The 20,990-nt window shown below is 39.2% G+C and carries 10 protein-coding genes; 7 read left to right on the top strand and 3 right to left on the bottom strand.

Annotated features, from left to right (window positions below; genetic code table 11):
• Positions 1–137: 137 nt before the first annotated feature.
• Complete coding sequence (locus QCQ61_RS01915; RefSeq protein ID WP_279449036.1) at positions 138–578, bottom strand: hypothetical protein; 441 nt, start codon at positions 576–578, stop codon at positions 138–140.
• A 189-nt stretch (positions 579–767) separates the two neighbouring features.
• Complete coding sequence (locus QCQ61_RS01910) at positions 768–5,156, bottom strand: T9SS type A sorting domain-containing protein (protein WP_279449035.1); 4,389 nt, start codon at positions 5,154–5,156, stop codon at positions 768–770.
• Between the two features lie 163 nt (positions 5,157–5,319).
• Here QCQ61_RS01910 and QCQ61_RS01905 point away from each other — a divergent pair, with 163 nt between their 5' ends.
• From QCQ61_RS01905 to QCQ61_RS01880, 6 genes are all read left to right on the top strand, one after another.
• Positions 5,320–6,870, top strand: coding sequence for a helix-turn-helix transcriptional regulator (locus QCQ61_RS01905; protein WP_279449034.1), 1,551 nt, complete (start codon positions 5,320–5,322; stop codon positions 6,868–6,870).
• A gap of 171 nt (positions 6,871–7,041) precedes the next feature.
• A complete protein-coding gene (gene acnA, locus QCQ61_RS01900; protein WP_279449033.1) occupies positions 7,042–9,822 on the top strand; it encodes an aconitate hydratase AcnA in 2,781 nt (926 codons plus the stop codon).
• Positions 9,823–9,902: 80 nt separating this feature from the next.
• The gene (locus QCQ61_RS01895) at positions 9,903–10,217 is read left to right on the top strand and encodes a hypothetical protein (protein WP_373693835.1); all 315 of its coding nucleotides are present in this window, start codon (positions 9,903–9,905) and stop codon (positions 10,215–10,217) included.
• 49 nt (positions 10,218–10,266) lie between these two features.
• Positions 10,267–11,334, top strand: coding sequence for an NADH:flavin oxidoreductase/NADH oxidase (locus QCQ61_RS01890; protein ID WP_279449031.1), 1,068 nt, complete (start codon positions 10,267–10,269; stop codon positions 11,332–11,334).
• A 5-nt stretch (positions 11,335–11,339) separates the two neighbouring features.
• Entirely contained in the window at positions 11,340–12,359 is a 1,020-nt protein-coding gene (locus tag QCQ61_RS01885; protein WP_279449030.1) for an LLM class flavin-dependent oxidoreductase, read from the top strand.
• A 73-nt stretch (positions 12,360–12,432) separates the two neighbouring features.
• A complete protein-coding gene (locus QCQ61_RS01880; protein WP_279449029.1) occupies positions 12,433–13,080 on the top strand; it encodes an HAD family hydrolase in 648 nt (215 codons plus the stop codon).
• A gap of 76 nt (positions 13,081–13,156) precedes the next feature.
• Here the strand turns inward: QCQ61_RS01880 and QCQ61_RS01875 are convergent, their stop codons facing one another.
• Positions 13,157–14,635 (bottom strand): exonuclease domain-containing protein, encoded by a 1,479-nt coding sequence (locus tag QCQ61_RS01875; RefSeq protein ID WP_279449028.1) that lies wholly within the window; start codon positions 14,633–14,635, stop codon positions 13,157–13,159.
• A gap of 355 nt (positions 14,636–14,990) precedes the next feature.
• Between QCQ61_RS01875 and QCQ61_RS01870 the strand changes: the two genes are divergently transcribed.
• The gene (locus QCQ61_RS01870; protein WP_279449027.1) at positions 14,991–20,969 is read left to right on the top strand and encodes an HYR domain-containing protein; all 5,979 of its coding nucleotides are present in this window, start codon (positions 14,991–14,993) and stop codon (positions 20,967–20,969) included.
• Positions 20,970–20,990 lie beyond the last annotated feature (21 nt).

Genomic DNA, 20,990 nt, shown 5'->3' with positions numbered 1-20,990 from the left:
ATTTATGAATGTGGGGAGAAAGAAACTTCCGAGATGTTATGTTTCGGGAGTTTTTTTATTATTCTTAACTTTAAAATTCATTCAATATATGTGGTTTAAATTTTAGGGTAAAATGAAAGTCAGAATATTTCAAATAACTATTTCATAAGTAAATCTGCAATTTTTGTGCTTTTAAAACGAAGGGTATTTTTGGTGCTATTTTTAATATATTCCAGTTGAATTATATTCTCTTCTTTTGGATCGAGTTGGTTGCCTGAAATTTCAAATTTTATAAAATAGTCTCCCGAAGGCAATTTTTCCCCATTAATTATTTTTCCGTCTTTTAAATCGTAAATAATATAGTTGGGAATTTTAATTACTTCACTTTTTTTATATAATGAAACAGATTTTATTTCAATAGGTTTTTCTACAGAGAGCTTCCAGGAATAATTAATTGTTGGTGAGCCTGATGGCAATCCGGGTCTGTGTATTTGACTATGTACATTTGAAACTTGTATAATGTTACAGCCTATTGTTATACCTGTAACGAGCGACAGCGCAATGATTTTTAAATAATGCATTTTTTTTGAATTCTTCATTCAGATTATTTCCTTTAAAATTCTGAAAGAAATTAATAAAGGAAAGATTTTTTAACGTAGTTAAATCGGTTGCAAAAACGATGTGTAAAGCAACTTAATTTATTGTGCGAATTTTAATTATTATTCAAAAATAACTCCAAAGGTAGTCTTTGGAGTTATTCGAATAACAATTAATCTAAAGCTATGAGCCTATTCTTTAATAAGTCTGAGCATTACTGTCTGCCCTGTTTCAGAAGTAAGGTTCATAAAATATATAGCAGCAGCTGCTTCAATTTCCATTTCAATTTTATTGGTGTCATTGAAATCTTGTTTCGCCACTATTTGTCCCAATAAATTGTAAATACTAACACTTACATTTTTATGGAAGGATCCTAATTCTACAGTAACACTCCTTTTTACAGGGTTTGGATATACTTTTAGGTTTGTACCAAAACTCGTTTCTGGTATGCCTAAAACTGTAACCATATAACAGTTGGAGGTTACTGTACATAGCGCATTACTAATAACTACAGCATAGTTTCCAGATACCGTAGGGGTAAAGCTCTGGTTTGTTTCGCCAGAAATTGGAGCGTTACCGTTGTCGCAATCAACCCATTGATAGTTATATCCGGATGCATTGGCAGTTAAGGTATTGCTGGTTTGGGTAACCGAATTGTCAATAGGCTCAATAACAATTATCTGGTTTTGAATGGAAACATTCGTTCCATCGGTATACGACCATGTTATTACAGTACTTTCCAAAATCGGGAAAGTTGCCGTGGTGGTTGCAGTTACACTTCCAATACAATTATCTGTCGCAATTGGCGCGGGGATACTATCAACACTACAAGTAGCTGTTATTGTGGGTAAATTAGGAATGTTTGGTACGGGAGCCGTGGTGTCGTTAATAGTTACCGTTTGGCTCTGCGTACTTGTGTTAGCACCATCCGTATACGTCCAAACTACCGTAGTTGATGCAGTAATAGGGAAAGTAGTTGTTGTAGTACCTATTACGCCGCCAACGCAGTTATCGGTTGCGGTTGGTGCAGGTAAACTTGCTACGCTACATTCTTCAATAACATCTGGCAATGTAGTAGCATCTGGAACAGGAGCCGTGGTATCGTTAATAGTTACCGTTTGGTTCTGCGTACTTGTGTTAGCACCATCCGTATAATTCCAAACTACTGTAGTTGATGCAGTAATAGGGAAGGTAGTTGTTGTTGTACCTGTTACGCTACCCGCACAAGCATCTGTTGCTGTTGGCGCAGGTAAACTGGTTACGCTACACTGTTCTACAACGTCCGGTAATGTAGTAACATCTGGCACGGGAGCCGTGGTATCGTTAATAATTACCGTTTGGTTCTGCGTACTTGTGTTTGCACCATCCGTATACGTCCAAACTACTGTAGTTGAAGCAGTAATAGGGAAAGTAGTTGTTGTAGTACCTGTTACGCTACCCGCACAAGCATCTGTTGCTGTTGGTGCAGGTAAACTGGTTACGCTACACTGTTCAACAACGTCCGGTAAAGTTGTAACATCTGGCACGGGAGCCGTGGTATCGTTAATAGTTACCGTTTGGTTCTGCGTACTTGTGTTTGCACCATCCGTATACGTCCAAACTACCGTAGTTGATGCAGTAATAGGGAAAGTAGTTGTTGTAGTACCCGTTACGCTACCCGCACAAGCATCTGTTGCTGTTGGTGCAGGTAAACTGGTTACGCTACATTGTTCTACAACGTCCGGTAAAGTTGTAACATCTGGCACAGGAGCCGTGGTATCGTTAATAGTTACCGTTTGGTTCTGCGTACTTGTGTTAGCACCATCCGTATACGTCCAAACTACCGTAGTTGATGCAGTAATAGGGAATGTAGTTGTTGTAGTGCCTGTAACACTTCCCACACAGTTATCTGTTGCGGTTGGCACTGGCAAGCTCGTTACACTACATTGTTCAATAGCATCTGGTAAATTTACTACATCAGGAACAGGTGCTGTAGTGTCATTGATAATAATATCTTGCGTTTGTGTTGAAGAATTATTAGCTGTATCGGTATAAGTCCAAGTAATGGTCGTGTTTGCAGTAATAGGGAATGTTGCTGTGGTAGTTCCGTTTATTGTTCCTGACACTGCATCGGTAGCTGTTGGAATCGTTAATTCGGCGATACTATTAATAGCGCACTGCGAAATTACATCTGGTAACACGGGTACATCTGGGACTGGTGGTGTTGAGTCTGTTTGGATTGTAGACATTTTCCACATACCACGTCCGAATGTTCCAATATAAAGTATATTGTCGGTATAATTTATTTCTAAATCTTCTACCCGAACGTTCGGCAAACCTGTACCCATTTTTTGCCAGTTTGCTGTATTGTTTCTAAAATAAGGGCCTAATTCAGTGCCTAAATAAAGAGTTTCGTCTGTGGAGGCTCTGTTGGCAACTACCTTCTTCATAATTATATTTGGAAGACCAGCGCTTATATTCGTCCAAGTAGCGCCACTATCAGTAGATTTATATACTTTATTTCCTGCATTGTAACCATTTACCGTTGCATAAACTATTGTGGCATTTGGTATTGCCGAAAAACTATTAAAAACCTGCCCTGCTGGTGGGGTTACGGTTGTCCAGGTTGCTCCATCATCATCGCTTCTTTTTGCAACACCAGTTTCACTAATGGTATAAATTCGTATTGATCCACCATTAGCTGTAACATCAATAAATTTTGTTCTGGTTAATCCCGTACTTAATGCGGTCCAGTCGCTTGGGTCTCCAGTACCTCCTTTATTTACAGATTTTTTTATATCGCCGTGACATGCATAAATAATATTGGCATTGGTAGGATGTACTGCCATTGGTGAAACAAATGCAGCATCATTATTGTTTCCAAGAATATAGGTAGCTTGGTCGTACCCATCTGCATATCCAGCATCTGCGCGATATAATTGCCCGTTTGTTCCACCCAAGTATCTAATATCTGAATTTGAAATATCAATAGCTGTTGCCGTACCATCACCTGCAATTGCCGAAAGCCAATTTCTACTTCCACCTTGCAGTATTTTCGAGAAACCATCATTATCCTGATTGGCCATCATAAAGTTATCGCCACTGGCTTCTTGTGTAACTGCAATATTATATGGTTGTGTAATTACTAATGTGTTAGAGATATCTTCCCAAGGCGTAGCGGTTGTTGCATTAAATGGTCCTTTGTGAATGCCACCGTCATGCCCATTTAATACATTTTCAGTATTTCCTACAAATGATACGTGATGATGATCTGCATGTACATAAAAACCTACTCCTGGAGGTGTGTCATAAGCATTCATTAGGGTAGTAAAGGTGGCTCCTCCGTCGGTAGAGCGAAATCCATTTACACCGGCAACGATAATATGATTTTTATTTACAGGAGAAACCGCAATATTTTGATTGTAACCGCCTTGCGAATTAAACCCGGTCATGTCTGTTGATGATACTAAATCTGCGGCTGTGTTTGCCAAATTAAATTTATATTTTCTAAATTCAGCTTGTTTGGTAATAACCCCACTGCTTCTTTCTTCTTCACTTACACCGTAAAAATAATCGGGATCATTTGGCGAACTGGTTATTTTTAATTTTTTCTGACTATTTCCTCCTTCAAAAATAGCGTGCATCGCAAAGTTTGCACCACTGTCCGTAGAAAAATATATAGCATCAAATCTATCTGAAACCACCACTTTGGTAGCATCATTTGGATCAAAAACTATATTTTGAAATCCTTCTGTAAAAGTTCCATAGGGATAAGTTACCGGTACATCTGTCCAAGTAGTTCCGCTGTTGGTAGTAACTTTTATTTCAGTATTTGTTAAAGCAAAAATTTTGGTACTACTGCCCGGAGCAAATGCCAAGTCGTTTATAAATTCATTTTCGTCTAAGCTAAATGTTAAACCGGTTGGGTTCCACGTTTCACCGGCATCTGTAGATTTAAACACGCCTATTGAAGAAATATGCTGTCCGTCTTCATCGCCAGTTGCCATATAAATTATATTGGTATTGTTTGGATCTACAAGTATATCTGTAACACCCAATCCCGCAAGAAAATCAGATTTTGGCGTCCATAACAAACCACCATTAGTTGTTTTCCAAATACCTCCGGCAGCAGATCCAGCATACATTATGTCTGTATTTGTTGGGTCTTCAGCAATTACGTTTATTCTTCCCTTTCCAGGATAGCCTACATATCCATTTTCTAAAGGTTTGTCCACAGGCCCTATCTGTTCCCACGTATCGCCAGGACCACGATTTTGGTTTTGGTCTGCCATTAAAGCATTTATATATGCAGTGCCAGATAACGGACGATTGGCCATTGTAGGAAAAGATCCATCTGCGTTTACTTTGTCTTGCCAAATGTACACCCAGCGTTCAAATTGTTTCATCGCTTTGTGGTTTGCTTTTACGCGAAGATCCCAAGTGGCTATTTCCGCTCTTTTCTGCGCTACTATTTCAAAGAAATTTGCGCTGGGGTCGTTTACACTAGATTTGTAATTTTGACTATATTCAAAATCTTTGTTTTGGGCCGTCATAAACCCGATGCTCAAGATGCAAAATAAGAAGGTAAAGTTTTTCAACATTTTTTGTGGAATTAAAATTTATAGAGCGAATTTAATTTTTTTACAATTCAACAATAAAATTTCAACTACGCACCTACTACGCAACCCTAAATATTGTACTTTACAGTTAAAAGGTGTATAATTACAAACTCAATTTTTTAACTCAAATCTCTTATTTTTTTTGATGAAATTCCTGTTTTGTGTTTTCCTCTTCCTTCAATTTTTACCCGTTTTTTCCCAAAAGGAAAACAATTACGGTAAGTATATTGATTCCGCAGATGTATATGTTCTTGTAGATGGCGAAAAAGCACTTCAGTTTTTAGACAGCATTCCTACACCGCTGGAAAACTACATAGATGGAAGCGTTGGAAAATATTATTATTTGCAGGGAATTGCCTACTACCGCCTAAACGAGGAGGCATTAATGTATCAAAGTTATCTGCTGGCAATTAGAAATGCCAAAAAAGAAAAAGATTATTCTGTTGCTGGTGATGCCAGCATAGAACTGTTCTCAGATATTTATGTAATTGAAAATGATTCTACGGCCTATAAATATTTAGATGACGCCCAAAGGTATTACACACTTGCAAACGATCATAACGGACTACTTCAGATAAAGCAAATGCATGCCTACGTTGCGTTTACGCACAGTGATTATAAAAAGTGCAATGAGCTTATCCTTAAAGATCTGGCGGAGTACAAAGCTGTAACAGACGATGCATACTACTATTTGTTCGCTATATATATGCTAACGTCTAACTATATACATTTAAATGATCTAGAAAATGCCAACAAATATTTGGATGAATTTCGAAGCCTAAAATCTAACCCTACAATTGAAGAATATAATTATAAAAATTATAAGGCCGAATTAAATATATGTATGGCCAAACTGCATTTAGACCTAAAGCAGTCAGATTCTGCTATCTTTTATTTGTCTAATGCAAGGCGTTTACAAGACTATTTAGGGCTAATTGCGCAAGGTGAATTTTATTCATTTAATGCAGAGGCATATAAAGCCAAGGGAGCCTATGATAAAAGCCTCGCCTATTTAGATTCTCTTAAACTATTTCAGGAAAAAATTTTTAGCGATAATATGGAAGCCAGTTTAGAACTAAACGACATATTGCTGAAAACCGAAGAAACATTGAGCAAAGAGTCTGAAAACACAGAAAGACATCAAAATTGGCTTAAAATATTAGGAGTTGTACTCTTGTTCTTTTTATTTGTATTGATTTTTGGATACAAAAAATTAAAGATAAGCATCAAGCATCTCTTACTTAAGGAGAAAAACTTTTCGCAACTTGAAACAAAACACGAGAAACTAAAAGTAAAAAACCATGAGTTGGAAAGTTATATTGAAGATGTAAAAAACAAGCTTAAAGCAATTACTTCCAAAGAAGACAAATCCACGCAGAGAAGTGAAATTAGAGATTTATACCGAACTATAAATGCCGAAACAACTACTATAAAAAACGACGACGAAAAGCATTTTGAAATGCTACAGGAATTAAACGAGTCTTTTTTTGATGAAATTAATGAAGATTATCCCCAACTAGGAAATACAGAAACACTAGTGTGCTATTATTTAAAATTAGGTTTTAAAAATAAGGAAATTGCGTTTTTTCTCGACAGAAGTATTCGAAGTGTGGAAAGCATACGCTATCGCATCAGTAAAAAAATGAGTTTGGAAAACAGTAAAATACTCGTGAGCGTTCTAAATGAAAACTACTAGTTTAAGCAAGATTATTTTTAAAGTTTTAGAAAAAAAATTGCGGTGCTGCACAAATTGCTTTAATTTATTAATTTCAACAAATAAGCTAATTGTTAACACCTTGTTAAACAAATAGACTACCTACTTAAGACAGTAAATATTGCGTAATTTTAGTAATTTAATAGCTAAATTATGCAACACGATATCTACAATCTCACAAAGAAGTTAAATTCTTCTAACAAAGAACTTACGTATTACAGTCTTCCCGAACTCGAAAAACAAGGGCATAACATAAGCAAGATGCCTTTTTCTATAAGAATTTTACTAGAAAATGCACTGCGCAATTTTGATGATTTTTCGGTTACTAAAGAACACGTAGAAACAATACTCAATTGGACCCCTGAACAAAGCGAAAAAGACGTCGCTTTTAAGCCTGCACGTGTTTTAATGCAGGATTTTACGGGTGTTCCGGCCGTAGTGGATATTGCATCGCTTAGAGCCGAAATGGCGCGAAAAGGTGGCGATGCTTCCAAAATAAACCCGCTAATTCCTGTAGATTTGGTGATAGACCACAGTGTGCAAGTAGATTATTTTGCCGCTCAATACGCCTACCAACAAAATATGGAAGAGGAGTATAAACGCAATAGAGAGCGCTATACATTTTTAAAATGGGCACAGAAATCCTTTAATAATTTTAGCGTGGTACCACCGGGAATGGGTATTTGCCATCAAGTAAATCTCGAGTATTTTTCTAAGGGAGCCATTGCGCGCGACGGCATGGTTTTTCCAGACACGCTTGTGGGTACCGATAGTCATACTCCTATGGTAAACGGAATTGGCGTAGTGGCTTGGGGCGTTGGCGGTATTGAAGCCGAAGCCGCCATTTTAGGGCAGCCTATTTACTTTATTAGCCCAGAAGTTATTGGTTTAAAGCTCACTGGAAAACTCCCGCTGGGATCAACGGCCACAGATTTAGTGCTTACCATTGCCAACTTACTGCGTAAGTATGGGGTAGTGGGTAAATTTGTTGAAGTTTTTGGACCCGGTTTAGACAATCTTTCGGTGCCAGACAGAGCAACTATTGGTAATATGTCGCCAGAGTTTGGCTGTACAATTACTTATTTTCCAATAGACAACAAAACGTTGGAGTATATGCGCGGCAGTAATCGCAGCGAGGAACAGATAAAGTTGGTTGAAGATTATTGTAAAGCAAATATGCTGTGGAGACAGGATGAAGATAAAATTGAATATACCGATGTAGTAGAATTGGATATTTCAACTGTAATGCCAAGTGTAGCTGGGCCAAAGCGTCCACAGGATAAAATTTTATTAAAAGATTTAAAAGAAAAGTTTATTGAGTTGGAGGATACTTCCTTCGGCAGAAAATATATTGCGCCCGCAGATAGAGAAGATGCAATAACGCGGTGGAAAGCCGAAGGTGGAAGCCAGCCGGTTGAGCAGCCGCACGATCCCGAACCCGATGTAGAAATTGAAGCTAAAATTAAAAATGGTTTAAAAACCGTTTGGATTTCGCACGGCAATGAAAAATATATGCTTTCCGATGGTGCGGTAGCAATTGCGGCTATTACGTCTTGTACAAATACATCAAACCCATTTGTAATGATAGGGGCTGGCTTGGTGGCCAAAAAAGCCAGGGAACACGGCATAGATGTAAAGCCTTGGGTGAAAACGTCTTTGGCGCCTGGATCAAAAGTAGTTACAGATTATCTGGAAAAAGCAGATCTGCTAAAAGATTTTGAAGCTCTGCAATTTCACTTGGTAGGCTATGGTTGTACTTCGTGTATTGGAAATTCTGGGCCATTGCCGCCAGCAATCTCTAGAGCAGTGGAAGAAAACGATTTAATTGTAACCTCTGTACTTTCTGGAAACCGAAATTTTGAAGCGCGAATTCATTCACAGGTTAAAATGAATTTCTTAATGTCGCCAATGCTCGTTGTGGCTTTTGCAATCGCTGGGAGAGTAGACATAGATCTTACAACGGAAGCATTAAGCTGCGACCGAAACGGCAAGCCAATATATTTAAAAGACATCTGGCCTACCGATGACGAAATTCACGAAGTGATGAGCAAGGTGTTAACACCTAAAGATTTTAAAAAGAATTATGACGAAATATTTGAAGGAAACGATATTTGGCAAAACTTGGAAGTGCCGGAAGATAATCTCTACCAATGGGAAGACGATTCTACCTATATAAAGGAAGTGCCGTTTTTTCACAATCTCCCTGACGATCCAAAGCCACTTAAAAATATTGAAGGCGCCCGCGCCCTGTTGATGTTAGGCGATAGTATTACTACAGATCATATTTCGCCGGCAGGAGCTTTTTCCGAAGATTCCGCCGCAGGTAAATATTTAATTTCGCGAGGGGTGGAAAAGAAACATTTTAACAGCTACGGTTCGCGTCGCGGAAATGACGAAGTGATGGTTCGCGGAACTTTTGCCAATGTGCGTATAAAAAACCAATTGGCCCAACGCGAAGGCGGTTATACCAAGTATCTCCCTACAGGCGAAGAAATGACCGTGTACGATGCGGCGCAAAAATATATTGCAGATAAAACCCCGCTAATTGTGCTTACCGGTAAAGAATACGGTAGTGGATCATCGCGAGATTGGGCCGCCAAAGGAACAATTTTACTTGGGGTTAAGGCCGTTTTGGCAGAAAGTTACGAGCGTATTCACCGAAGCAATTTAATTATGATGGGCGTATTGCCACTGGAATATTTAAAGGGTGAATCGGCCAGTTTTCACGGGCTTACGGGTAACGAATCTTTTAGTATAACGGGTATTGAGAATAATTTAACTCCATCTAAAAAAATTGATGTTATTGCGAAAACTGAGGATGGCAAGAAAATTGAATTTAAAGTTGTTGCCAGACTGGATTCTCCAATTGAAGTTGCCTATTACCAAAATGAAGGAATTTTGCAATATGTATTGCGACAGTTTCTAAAACAATAAACTACTAATTGGTTAGCTCGGGATTCTTTATTTGAATCTCGAACTAACTTTTGCTATTTTATAGAAACGTGATATTACTCGTGCAACCAAAACTTCTTCGAAAAAATTTTAATGGAATAACTCTTTGGCCGTTCGTAATTTTAAAACACAATTCATTAAAAAATGACGCTATTTTTATAAATCACGAGCGCATTCATCTTCGCCAACAAGCCGAATTGCTCTTGGTGCTTTTTTATGTATGGTACGGGATTGAATTCTTATTTCGTTGGTTTCAATATAAAAACCGGCTAAAAGCGTATCGTAATATTTCTTTTGAAAGAGAAGCGTATTTTCACGAACAACATTTCGATTATATAAAACGTAGAAAACCTTTCGGGTTTTTAAAGTTTTTATAGAATGCCAATTCAATATAAAACAAATAATAATAGAGAATAAACACAAAATATGAGCCTACTCTTTTCCCCATTACAAATTAAAGACACCACGTTTAAAAATAGAACGGTAGTGTCGCCTATGTGTATGTATAGCTGCGTTGACGGTTATGCAAACGATTTTCATTTAGTGCACTTGGGCAGTCGTGCGGTTGGCGGTTTTGGATTGATAATTCAAGAGGCAACTGCTGTTTCGCCCGAAGGAAGAATTAGTTATGGCGATATGGGCTTATGGAACGATGAGCAAATCAGAAAACCTAAAGAAATTGTCGATTTTGTTCACGCGCAGCACGCATTGATAGGAATTCAATTAGCACACGCTGGCAGAAAAGCCAGTCACGAATTGCCGAAGGAAGGAGCCAAAAAAATTAAGCCTACTGATAAAAATGGATGGCAAACGGTTTCTGCTTCTGCTTTGCCTTTTAGGGATACGGAACCTGCACCATTAGCTTTGGACGCAAGCGGAATTGACAAAATAAAAAACGATTATAAAGCCGCAACCATCCGTGCTAAAATTGCGGGTTACGACATAGTTGAAATTCACGCGGCCCACGGATATCTATTCCATCAGTTTTACTCGCCTTTGGCTAATAAACGAACCGATAAATACGGTGGCAGTTTTGAAAACAGAATTAGACTTTTACTGGAGGTTACCGAGATTGTAAGAAACGAATGGCCGGAGAAAAAGCCGCTGTTCGTTCGCATTTCAGCCACAGATTGGATAGAGGGCGGTTGGAATGTTGATGATTCTGTAAAGCTCGCAATGGCCTTAAAGAAAATAGGGGTAGATCTAATTGATGTTTCTTCGGGTGGAAATGTTCCCAAAGCAAACATTCCGAGCGAACCGGGATATCAAGCAGGTTTCGCTGCACAAATTAAAAAAGAAGCGAATATTTTAACAGGAGCCGTTGGCCAAATTACCAATGCAGAACAGGCCGAGCAACTTTTAAAGAAAGAGAAGGCAGATCTAATTCTCTTTGGGCGCGAAAGTTTGAGAGATCCCTATTTGCCACTGCACGCTGCCCAAGAGTTAAATGTTGACGTAGATTGGCCACTACAATATGAAAGAGCCAAAATTTAAAAAATATGAGTAACGAAAAGCATACTATAAAAATCCCTTTTTCAGTTTTAGATCTTGTCCCTGTAATTGAAGGCAGTAGCCATAAAACAGCTATGGAAAACAGCTTGGCGTTGGCGCAACACGCGGAGAATTTAGGGTTTAAGCGGTTTTGGATTTCGGAACACCACAATGCAGAAAGTCTTGTGAGTTCGGCCACGCCTGTGCTTATTGGGTATGTAGCCGGAAACACTAAAACCATTCGGGTTGGTTCTGGTGGCGTAATGTTGCCAAACCACGCGCCCCTTATTGTTGCAGAACAATTTGGAACCCTCGCTACACTTTACCCAGAAAGAATTGATTTGGGTTTGGGGCGTGCGCCGGGTACAGATCAGATTACAGCGCGAGCACTTAGACGCGAACGCACAGAAACGGTAAACGATTTTCCGAATGACGTGCAGGAATTGCAAAGGTTATTTTCAGCAACCAATAAAAATAGTTTGGTTCGGGCCATTCCGGGCGAAGGTTTGGAAGTACCGCTTTACCTTTTGGGTTCAAGTACATACAGTGCACAATTGGCTGGAGCGCTGGGTTTGCCCTATGCGTTTGCCAGTCATTTTGCACCAACACATTTACACGATGCGCTGGGTTTATACTACAGCAATTTTGAAGCTTCCAAGCAATTAAATAAGCCGTATACTATGGCCTGCGTTAATGTTGTCGTGGCAACAACCGATGCGGAAGCCGAATATTTGGCTACGAGTATGAAGCTGTTTATGCTAAATATTATCAGAAATACCCGTGCACCGCTTCCGCCGCCGGTGGAAAGTATGAACGGACGCTGGAGTCCGATTGAGGAAGCACAAATTTTGAAAATGATGCAATATACATTTGTGGGAAGCCCAGAAACGGTTCAGGAGAAATTAGTCAATTTTATTTCGGAAACTCATATTGACGAACTAATTACGGTTGCCCATATATACGATCAAAAAGCGCGATTGAATTCTTTTGAGTTATTAGCGCAACTTAAACATGATATTTCAATTTAAAAAGAAGTCAAATTGCTTTTGAAGGGATACTCTAAAAAAGTTTTGTTTTCTTTGCCAACAAAAATTATAAAAAATGCTAAAAGCAGTACTTTTTGATATGGATGGGGTAATTGTAGATACCGAACCCTTGCACCGAAAAGCATACTTTAAAATGTTTGAAGATGTAAATATTGAAGTTTCCGAAACTTTGTACGATTCGTTTACCGGACAGGCAACTCTGCCTATTTGCAGAACACTTTGTAATCACTTTAACCTTTCTGATGCTCCAGAAAACTTAGTTGCCTTAAAAAGAAAACACTTTAAATATTTGTTTGAAAATGATAGTGAATTAGCACTTTTAGACGGAGTGCATAATTTAATTAAAGATTATTACAATAACGGGCTAACGTTGGTTTTGGCATCTTCGGCTTCTATGCCTAACATAAACCGAATTTTTGATAGGTTCGACTTGAATAAATACTTTAAAGCCAAAATTAGCGGTGCCGATTTAAAAGCTTCAAAACCGCATCCAGAAATTTTTATAAAAGCTGCCGAACTCGCTAACGAGCGTAGAGAGAATTGCATGGTTATTGAAGATTCTACAAACGGAATAGCCGCTGCAAAAGCCGCCAATATTTATTGCGTGGGTTTTAAAAGTCCGCACTCCGCAAATCAGGATTACAGTAAAGCAGATAGGGTAATTACAAGTTTTGACGAAATATTATTTGCCAATCTACCCTAAAATAGTTTTATGAATTCTAATTTGTAGAACGAAAAACTACCTATCTCTTTCAAAAGGAAAGGCTAGAAAGCAATGTTTATCCCAAATTCCAATGGCTGAAAATATTTTCGGTTTCTGTGGTTTCTTTATACGTTGATAATTTCTTTAGGCGGTGATTTGTAAGTTTTTTGGGCTTTTCAAAATAAACCACATTGCGATCGCCATTTTTTTTAAGATAACTTCTAATAATTGCGTGCGTGTGATAACTAGCTTGTTGCAATTTTAAAAAAGGTTCGTAGTCTTCAATATTGCAAATAGCTTCACTTCTGCTAAAAAACCCAAATCCTTTATACTGCCCTTCAGTAACTAAAGCAAAAGCAATTTCGTCTTGATTTCTGCCTTTTCCTTGAATAGCGAAAGTAGGTTGGTTTTCGTCTAAAGACTTTATAGCCGCTTGCACCTTTAAATTGTAATCTGCCACATTTTCGGAGCCTTCACAAATACCTTCACAGTTTTTTATGCGATAGTGCGAACATTTTTCGGTACTACTTTGCAAACTGCAAAACCGTGGGCACAGTTTAAATGTTTCGCATATTTCCTCCAGCTTTTCGGTAGCTTCGGCGCGATTGTAAAACGTACTAACCGAATCGCGATGCGCTTTAGTTTTACCTAATGCAAGCTGCGTAATGCCACGTTGATTTTCGTAACTTATTATTTGATACGTTGTGGCAGGCCATTTTTGGGCGCGATTAAATTTTGGATAGTAGTTTCGAATATGTTCAGACTCCACCAAAAGGGCCAACAATTCATTGCCAGTACGTTCAAAGTCAATAAAATGTGTTTCCTGCCCTAATTGATACTCCTTGGTTTTTTTATCGTAAAAGTGGGAGAGAACGCGTTTCTTAATATTTTTCGCCTTTCCAGCATAAATCACTTGGTGCTTTTGGTTTTTAAAAAGATAAATTCCGGCCTCTTCCGGGAGCTCGTCTATTTGTTCGGCGGGCAAATGTGGCGGAAGGGTGGCTTGCTTTGAGCGCGGATTTAAAAATGAACTAATTGTGCTGAAATCTTTATCTAAAGAAAGTAGCCTTTGGAAGAGAATAACTGTAGCATCTACATCGCCTTCAGCACGGTGCCGATTAAGATGCGGAATATTTATAGTGTTACATAGCCTCCCTAAACTATAGGAAAGCATACCCGGTATTAATTTTCGTGAAAGCCGAACAGTGCATAGCTTTTTTCGGTTGTAATGCTGACCTATAAGCCTAAATTCGCCGCGAATTACGTTGTAATCGAAACTTACGTTATGCGCTACAAAAATTGCGTCTTTTGTAAATTCTTCAATTTTTTCGGCAACTTCAAAAAAGCGTGGGGCGTCGGATACCATGTCATTATCAATTCCGGTGAGTGCTGTAATGTACTGCGGAATATCGCGCTCGGGGTTTACTAATGTTGAATATTTATCTACAACTTCACCATTCTTTAAAAGTGCGATGCATATTTCGGTAATGCGATTGCCTGCAATGCCACCGCCGGTAGTTTCTACATCTATAATTGCGAAAAGTTGTGATTGCATGTTTTTTAATCGATCAACAAATGTAGGGAAATCTATTTGAAATAATTGGAATTATTCCCGTTATATGGAATTAATCCTACTTCGTTTTAAAAGTCTGATTTTTTTCATCCGAAGTTCTTTAAAAAATAGGTAAAATATCATTCAATACCTAACACGTAAGAATGCTTTTAATCTATAATTTTAGTCAATAATCGTCTTATTTGAATTTATTTTTATTTTTTTGCATGAGTTAAAAATTTGTAAATTAATTATTTGGTTGTGTTTTATAGCGAGTTAGGTGTTGTTACGAGTTTTTAGCTAAAATTATATTAACAAAATGTTATAACTTCGCATATTTATAACTAACCCCAAATCTATGAGAAAAATTACCTTGGTTCTTTCTGTGATGCTTTTGTGTATTGCAGGTGTCGTAACGGCACAAACGATATCTAACTCTGAGAGTAGACCGACAAATGTCAATCTTCCTTTAAATTTTCAAACTACAGTTCAAGAATCTCTTTTGCAGATGCGTCAAGATTCTTCAATTGGTACTACATCGGCCCTTGTTCCTCCAGGATCGATTGTGCTAGATTATATGCAGTTTGGATCTGGTGTTGAACTCAGTCCTTTATTAACGAGTATAGGATTTACTGTTACTGAAGATAACGGTGCTGGAAATTTGGATGTTTTACTTCCTTCTCAACCTTGGGATCTTGTAATTCTGCAAATACAAGCAAGTAATCTTTCACCAAATGAAGTAACGGCTCTATCCAATTATCTTGCAAGTGGGGGAAAGTTAATAATGTCTTATTGGAATTTAAATAATGACCCTGCCGTACAATCGATAGTAGAAGTAAGTAATACAATTTCATTTAATACCCCAATTTCGGTTTCAGTATGGGATGCTGCACATCCTATTTTTAATAATCCTAATACTGTAAGTGGCTTAGCCACAATTGGCGATTATGGCGGTGGTGATAACGGTGATCGCTTAGAGCCAGCTGCAGGAGCTACTGCTCTCGGTGGTTTTGTGTCTTCTCCAACAACAAATGAAGCAGCAATAGTTTTGGGGAATGGAGGCAATAGTATATTTCATGGATTTGCGGCGCGAGATATGGACCTTAATTCATATTTAGATCTTATTGAAAATGAAGTTGAGTTTTTGGTAAAACCAAATACACCACCCACTATTTCCTGCCCTGGAGATATTACTGTTGATAATGATGCGAATGAATGTGGTGCAATAGTAACTTATACGGTAACCGCCAATGATGCCGAAGACGGGCCGTTAACGCCTACCCAAACGGCAGGGCTTCCTTCTGGATCTCGGTTTCCAGTTGGTACAACAACTAATACTTTTGAAGTAACTGATAGCGATGGAAATACCGAAACTTGTAGTTTTGATGTAACCGTTGAAGACAACGAAGCGCCGACTGCCGTATGTCTTGGATCTGCGCCTATATTCGTAGGATCTTATAGAGTTAGTGATGGACCTACCTGGAATACTAATCCTTCCGTTTATAGCCCTCAAGAAGCAGCTGCTTTAATTTTTGGAGGAAATGCATCAGATTATGCAATCTCTGTTGATCCAAATACTACCGATCCTAGCACCATTACCAACACTGGTTGGACTGATAGCTGGGGAACTGGTTTTGTAATCAATGCCGAAGATTATAGTTTAGATACTGGAGCTCCTGGCTATAATAATCCAGGTGGCTATGATTCTGCGGTATCTGCTTATGTAAGGGATCACACCGATCTTAGCAAAATAAACTATGTTTGGACTGCAACTGCACCTACTGTAATACAGTTGGATGTAAATGGTCAAGCAATATTAGATCCTGCGACAATTGATGGTGGAAGCACAGATAATTGTGGAATTGCCAGTATGTCGGTGAGTCCTAATAATTTTACATGTGCAGATGTTGGTCCAAATACGGTAACCCTAACGGTAACCGATGTAAATGGCAACAGTTCAACTTGTACTTCTACAGTAATAGTTGAAGATAATGTTTCACCTACAGCTGTATGTCAGCCTTTTATTGCGCAACTAGACGCTACCGGAAATGTAACAATTACGGGGGCCGATGTTGATGGTGGCTCAACAGATGCCTGTGGAATTTCTTCACTCTCTGTTTCGCCAAACATGTTCACTTGCGCTGATATAGGTCCAAACAATGTTACTTTGACTGTAACAGATGTAAATGGAAATGTTTCTACTTGTACAACTATTGTCACCGTTGAAGACAACGAAGCTCCTGTAATCACTTGTGTTGCAAACGACTCAAGAAATACCGATCCTGGCGTATGTAGTTATACTGTTGTAGGAACAGAGTTTGACGCCACTTTTACAGATAATTGTACTGGCGGAACCATTACAAATGATTATAACGGAACGGCAACCCTAGCGGGCGAAATATTCCCGAGTGGTACAACTACGGTGGTTTGGACAGCCAATGACGGTAACGGTCAAACTGCTACTTGTTCTACCGATATTACAGTGGTTGATAATCAATCGCCAGTAATTACTTGTGTACCAAATCAAACTAGAGATACCGATCCGGGAGTTTGTGATTATACCGTGGTAGGTGCCGAGTTTGACGCTACATTTAACGATAATTGTGGAGGTACCATAGGAAATAATTACAACGGATCTACTTCATTGGCAGGAGCTGTTTTCCCAATAGGAAGCACAACAGTTGTTTGGGCAGTGTTTGATGGCACGAATCCGGTTGTTTTCTGCCAAACTGTTATCACAATTGAAGATAATGAAGCACCAGTAATTACCTGCGTACCAAACGCCACAAGAGATACCGATGCGGGAGTATGTAGTTATACAGTAGTAGGAACTGAATTTGATGCAACTTTTACCGATAATTGTACGAGTAGCACAATTACCAACGACTATAACGGCACAGCTACTATGGCTGGCGAAGTGCTTCCAAAAGGAGTAACGACTGTAATTTGGACAGTAGATGATGGTAACGGTCAAACGGCAACTTGTACTACGGTAATTACCGTTGAAGACAACGAAGATCCGGTTATTACGTGCGTACCAAATGCCACAAGAGATACCGATCCAGGTTTATGTAACTACACAGTAGTAGGAACTGAATTTGATGCAACATTTACAGATAACTGTCCTGACGGAAGTATTACTAACGACTATAACGGCACGGCTACTATGGCGGGAGAAGTTCTTCCAAAAGGAGTAACGACTGTGGTTTGGACAGTTGACGACGGCAACGGTCAAACCGCTACTTGTACTACGGTAATTACGGTTGAAGACAACGAAGCGCCGGTTATTACTTGCGTTCCAAATGCCACAAGAGATACCGAACCAGGTCTATGTGAATACACCGTTGTAGGAACTGAGTTTGATGCTACGTTTACAGACAATTGTCCAGATGGAAGCATTACAAACGATTATAACGGAACGGCTACTATGGCTGGAGAAGTACTTCCAAAAGGAGTAACGACTGTAATTTGGACAGTAGATGACGGCAACGGTCAAACCGCTACTTGTACTACGGTAATTACGGTTGAAGACAACGAAGACCCAGTTATCACGTGCGTACCAAACGCCACAAGAGACACCGACCCAGGTTTATGTGAATACACAGTAGTAGGAACTGAATTTGATGCAACTTTTACAGATAACTGCCCTGATGGAAGTATTACAAACGATTATAACGGCACGGCTACTATGGCTGGCGAAGTGCTTCCAAAAGGAGTAACTACAGTAGTTTGGACAGTAGATGATGGCAACGGTCAAACTGTTACTTGCACTACAGTAATCACCGTTGAAGACAACGAAGCGCCGGTTATCACTTGCGCGCCAAATGCCACAAGAGATACCGATCCAGGTTTATGTGAATACACAGTAGTAGGAACTGAATTTGATGCAACTTTTACAGATAACTGTCCTGATGGTTCAATAACTAACGACTATAACGGCACAGCTACTATGGCTGGCGAAGTTCTTCCAAAAGGAGTAACTACGGTAGTTTGGACGGTAGATGATGGTAACGGTCAAACCGCTACATGTACTACAGTAATCACCGTTGAAGATAACGAAGACCCAGTAATTACATGTGTGCCTAATGCCACAAGAGACACCGATCCAGGAGTATGTAACTACACAGTTGTAGGTACTGAGTTTGATGCCACTTTCACAGACAATTGTCCTGATGGAAGTATTACAAACGATTATAACGGTACGGCTACTATGGCGGGAGCAGTCCTTCCAAAAGGAGTAACGACTGTAATTTGGACGGTAGATGATGGCAACGGACAAACCGCTACTTGTACTACGGTTATCACTGTGGAAGACAACGAAGATCCGGTTATCACTTGCGTACCAAATGCAACAAGAGATACCGATCCAGGTTTATGTAACTACACAATTGTAGGTACTGAATTTGATGCAACATTTACAGACAACTGTCCTGATGGTTCAATTACAAACGATTATAACGGCACAGCTACGATGGCTGGAGAAGTTCTTCCAAAAGGAGTAACTACTGTAATTTGGACAGTGAATGATGGAAACGGTCAAACTGCTACTTGTACTACGGTAATCACTGTGGAAGACAACGAAGATCCGGTTATCACTTGCGTACCAAATGCTTCAAGAGATACCGAACCAGGTTTATGTGAATACACAGTAATAGGAACTGAATTTGATGCAACTTTTACAGATAACTGTCCTGATGGTTCAATAACCAACGATTATAATGGAACAACTACTATGGCTGGCGAAGTGCTTCCAAAAGGAGTAACTACAGTAGTTTGGACAGTAGATGATGGCAACGGTCAAACTGTTACTTGTACTACAGTTATTACAATTGAGGACAATGAAGTACCAACAATTATCTGCCCGGCAGACATAACCACCAACACAGATGCGGGAGATTGTTTTGCAACGGTAATCTTTGTTACTCCGGTAGCATTTGATAATTGCGGCATTGCAAGCGTCGTCCAAACAATGGGTGACCCAAGCGGAAGCAGTTTCCCGGTTGGCGTAAACACCATTGAATTCACCGCGACCGATGTAAATGGAAACACCAGCACCTGCAGTTTTACTATTACCGTAACGGATAATGAAGCTCCGGTAGCAGTATGTCAGAATATCACTATCCAACTTGATGCAGCTGGTAATGCAACTATTACTGCAGCCGATGTTGATGGAGGAAGTACAGACCAGTGTGGTATTGGTAGCCTATCGATAGATGTTGATACTTTTGACTGTTCTGATGTTGGCGACAACAACGTTATTTTAACAGTAACCGATGTAAACGGAAATACTTCAACTTGTACTGCCATTGTAACTGTTGAAGATGTAACTGCACCAATGGTAGTATGTCAAGATATTACAGTTGTACTCGATGCAACAGGAACTGTAACCATCGCAGGAATAGACGTTGACGGCGGAAGCACCGATGCTTGTGGCATTGCGAGTTATGATTTAGATATGGATACTTTTGATTGTTCAAATGTTGGTGACAATATTGTAACATTGACGGTAACCGATGTAAACGGAAATACGTCAACTTGTACCGCTACGGTAACAGTAGAAGACAATACGAGTCCGGTATTAGTTTGTCAAGACTTCACATTAGAGCTTGGTGCAGACGGAACAGCTATTCTTGACCCAAGTGATGTGATAGCTTCTAATGATGATGCTTGTGGAATCTTTACTTCGGCAGTAGATATTACCGATTTTGATTGTTCAGATATTGGTGCGCCAGTAACGGTTCAGGTGTTTACAATTGACGTAAATGGCAACCTTGCATCTTGTACAGCAGAAGTTACTGTGGTAGACAACCTTGCACCGGTAATTACGTGTCCAGTAGATCAAACAGTAGATCCAGGACCAGGAAATATATTCTATATACTTCCAGATTATTTTGCAACGGGCGAAGCTACAGCAATAGACAACTGTACAGATCCAGTTACAAATACAACGCAATCGCCAGTAGCAGGCACGCCGCTTCCTGATGGAGTACACACTATTACTTTCACTGCAACCGATGCATATGGTAATACAAGTACTTGCGAATTTGAATTAACTGTTGAAAGCGTACTTGGTGCAGAAGACAATCACCAAAACCTTGGAAGCGTTAAAATGTATCCAGTTCCAACCAACAATATTTTAAACATCAGCAATCCGCAGAGTTTAGAATTGGAAAGACTGGAAATTTACGACCTAAGAGGTAGATTGGTACAAAGTGCAGACCTTCGTGGAATGGGCAATGTAAAAACTATAAACGTAGATCAACTTGCAGCTGCTTCTTACTACGTAAAAATTAAAGGCGCTAATGGTGAAATAACCATGAGACTTATAAAGGAATAGTAATTATTTGTTAGTTTATTT

The sequence above is a fragment of the Aequorivita marisscotiae genome (assembly GCF_029814825.1).
GTDB classification, from domain to species: Bacteria; Bacteroidota; Bacteroidia; order Flavobacteriales; family Flavobacteriaceae; genus Aequorivita; species Aequorivita marisscotiae.
The sequence above is the reverse complement of the archived record's forward strand: the minus strand, read 5'-3'. Positions and strand labels throughout refer to the sequence as shown.

Bases quoted from the DNA above. Each gene is read 5' to 3' on its own strand.
- QCQ61_RS01915 (WP_279449036.1), bottom strand. From the start codon at position 578: ATGAAGAATTCAAAAAAAATGCATTATTTAAAAATCATTGCGCTGTCG.
- acnA (WP_279449033.1), top strand. From the start codon at position 7,042: ATGCAACACGATATCTACAATCTCACAAAGAAGTTAAATTCTTCTAAC.
- QCQ61_RS01875 (WP_279449028.1), bottom strand. From the start codon at position 14,635: ATGCAATCACAACTTTTCGCAATTATAGATGTAGAAACTACCGGCGGT.
- QCQ61_RS01910 (WP_279449035.1), bottom strand. From the start codon at position 5,156: ATGTTGAAAAACTTTACCTTCTTATTTTGCATCTTGAGCATCGGGTTT.
- QCQ61_RS01870 (WP_279449027.1), top strand. From the start codon at position 14,991: ATGAGAAAAATTACCTTGGTTCTTTCTGTGATGCTTTTGTGTATTGCA.
- QCQ61_RS01880 (WP_279449029.1), top strand. From the start codon at position 12,433: ATGCTAAAAGCAGTACTTTTTGATATGGATGGGGTAATTGTAGATACC.
- QCQ61_RS01890 (WP_279449031.1), top strand. From the start codon at position 10,267: ATGAGCCTACTCTTTTCCCCATTACAAATTAAAGACACCACGTTTAAA.
- QCQ61_RS01905 (WP_279449034.1), top strand. From the start codon at position 5,320: ATGAAATTCCTGTTTTGTGTTTTCCTCTTCCTTCAATTTTTACCCGTT.
- QCQ61_RS01885 (WP_279449030.1), top strand. From the start codon at position 11,340: ATGAGTAACGAAAAGCATACTATAAAAATCCCTTTTTCAGTTTTAGAT.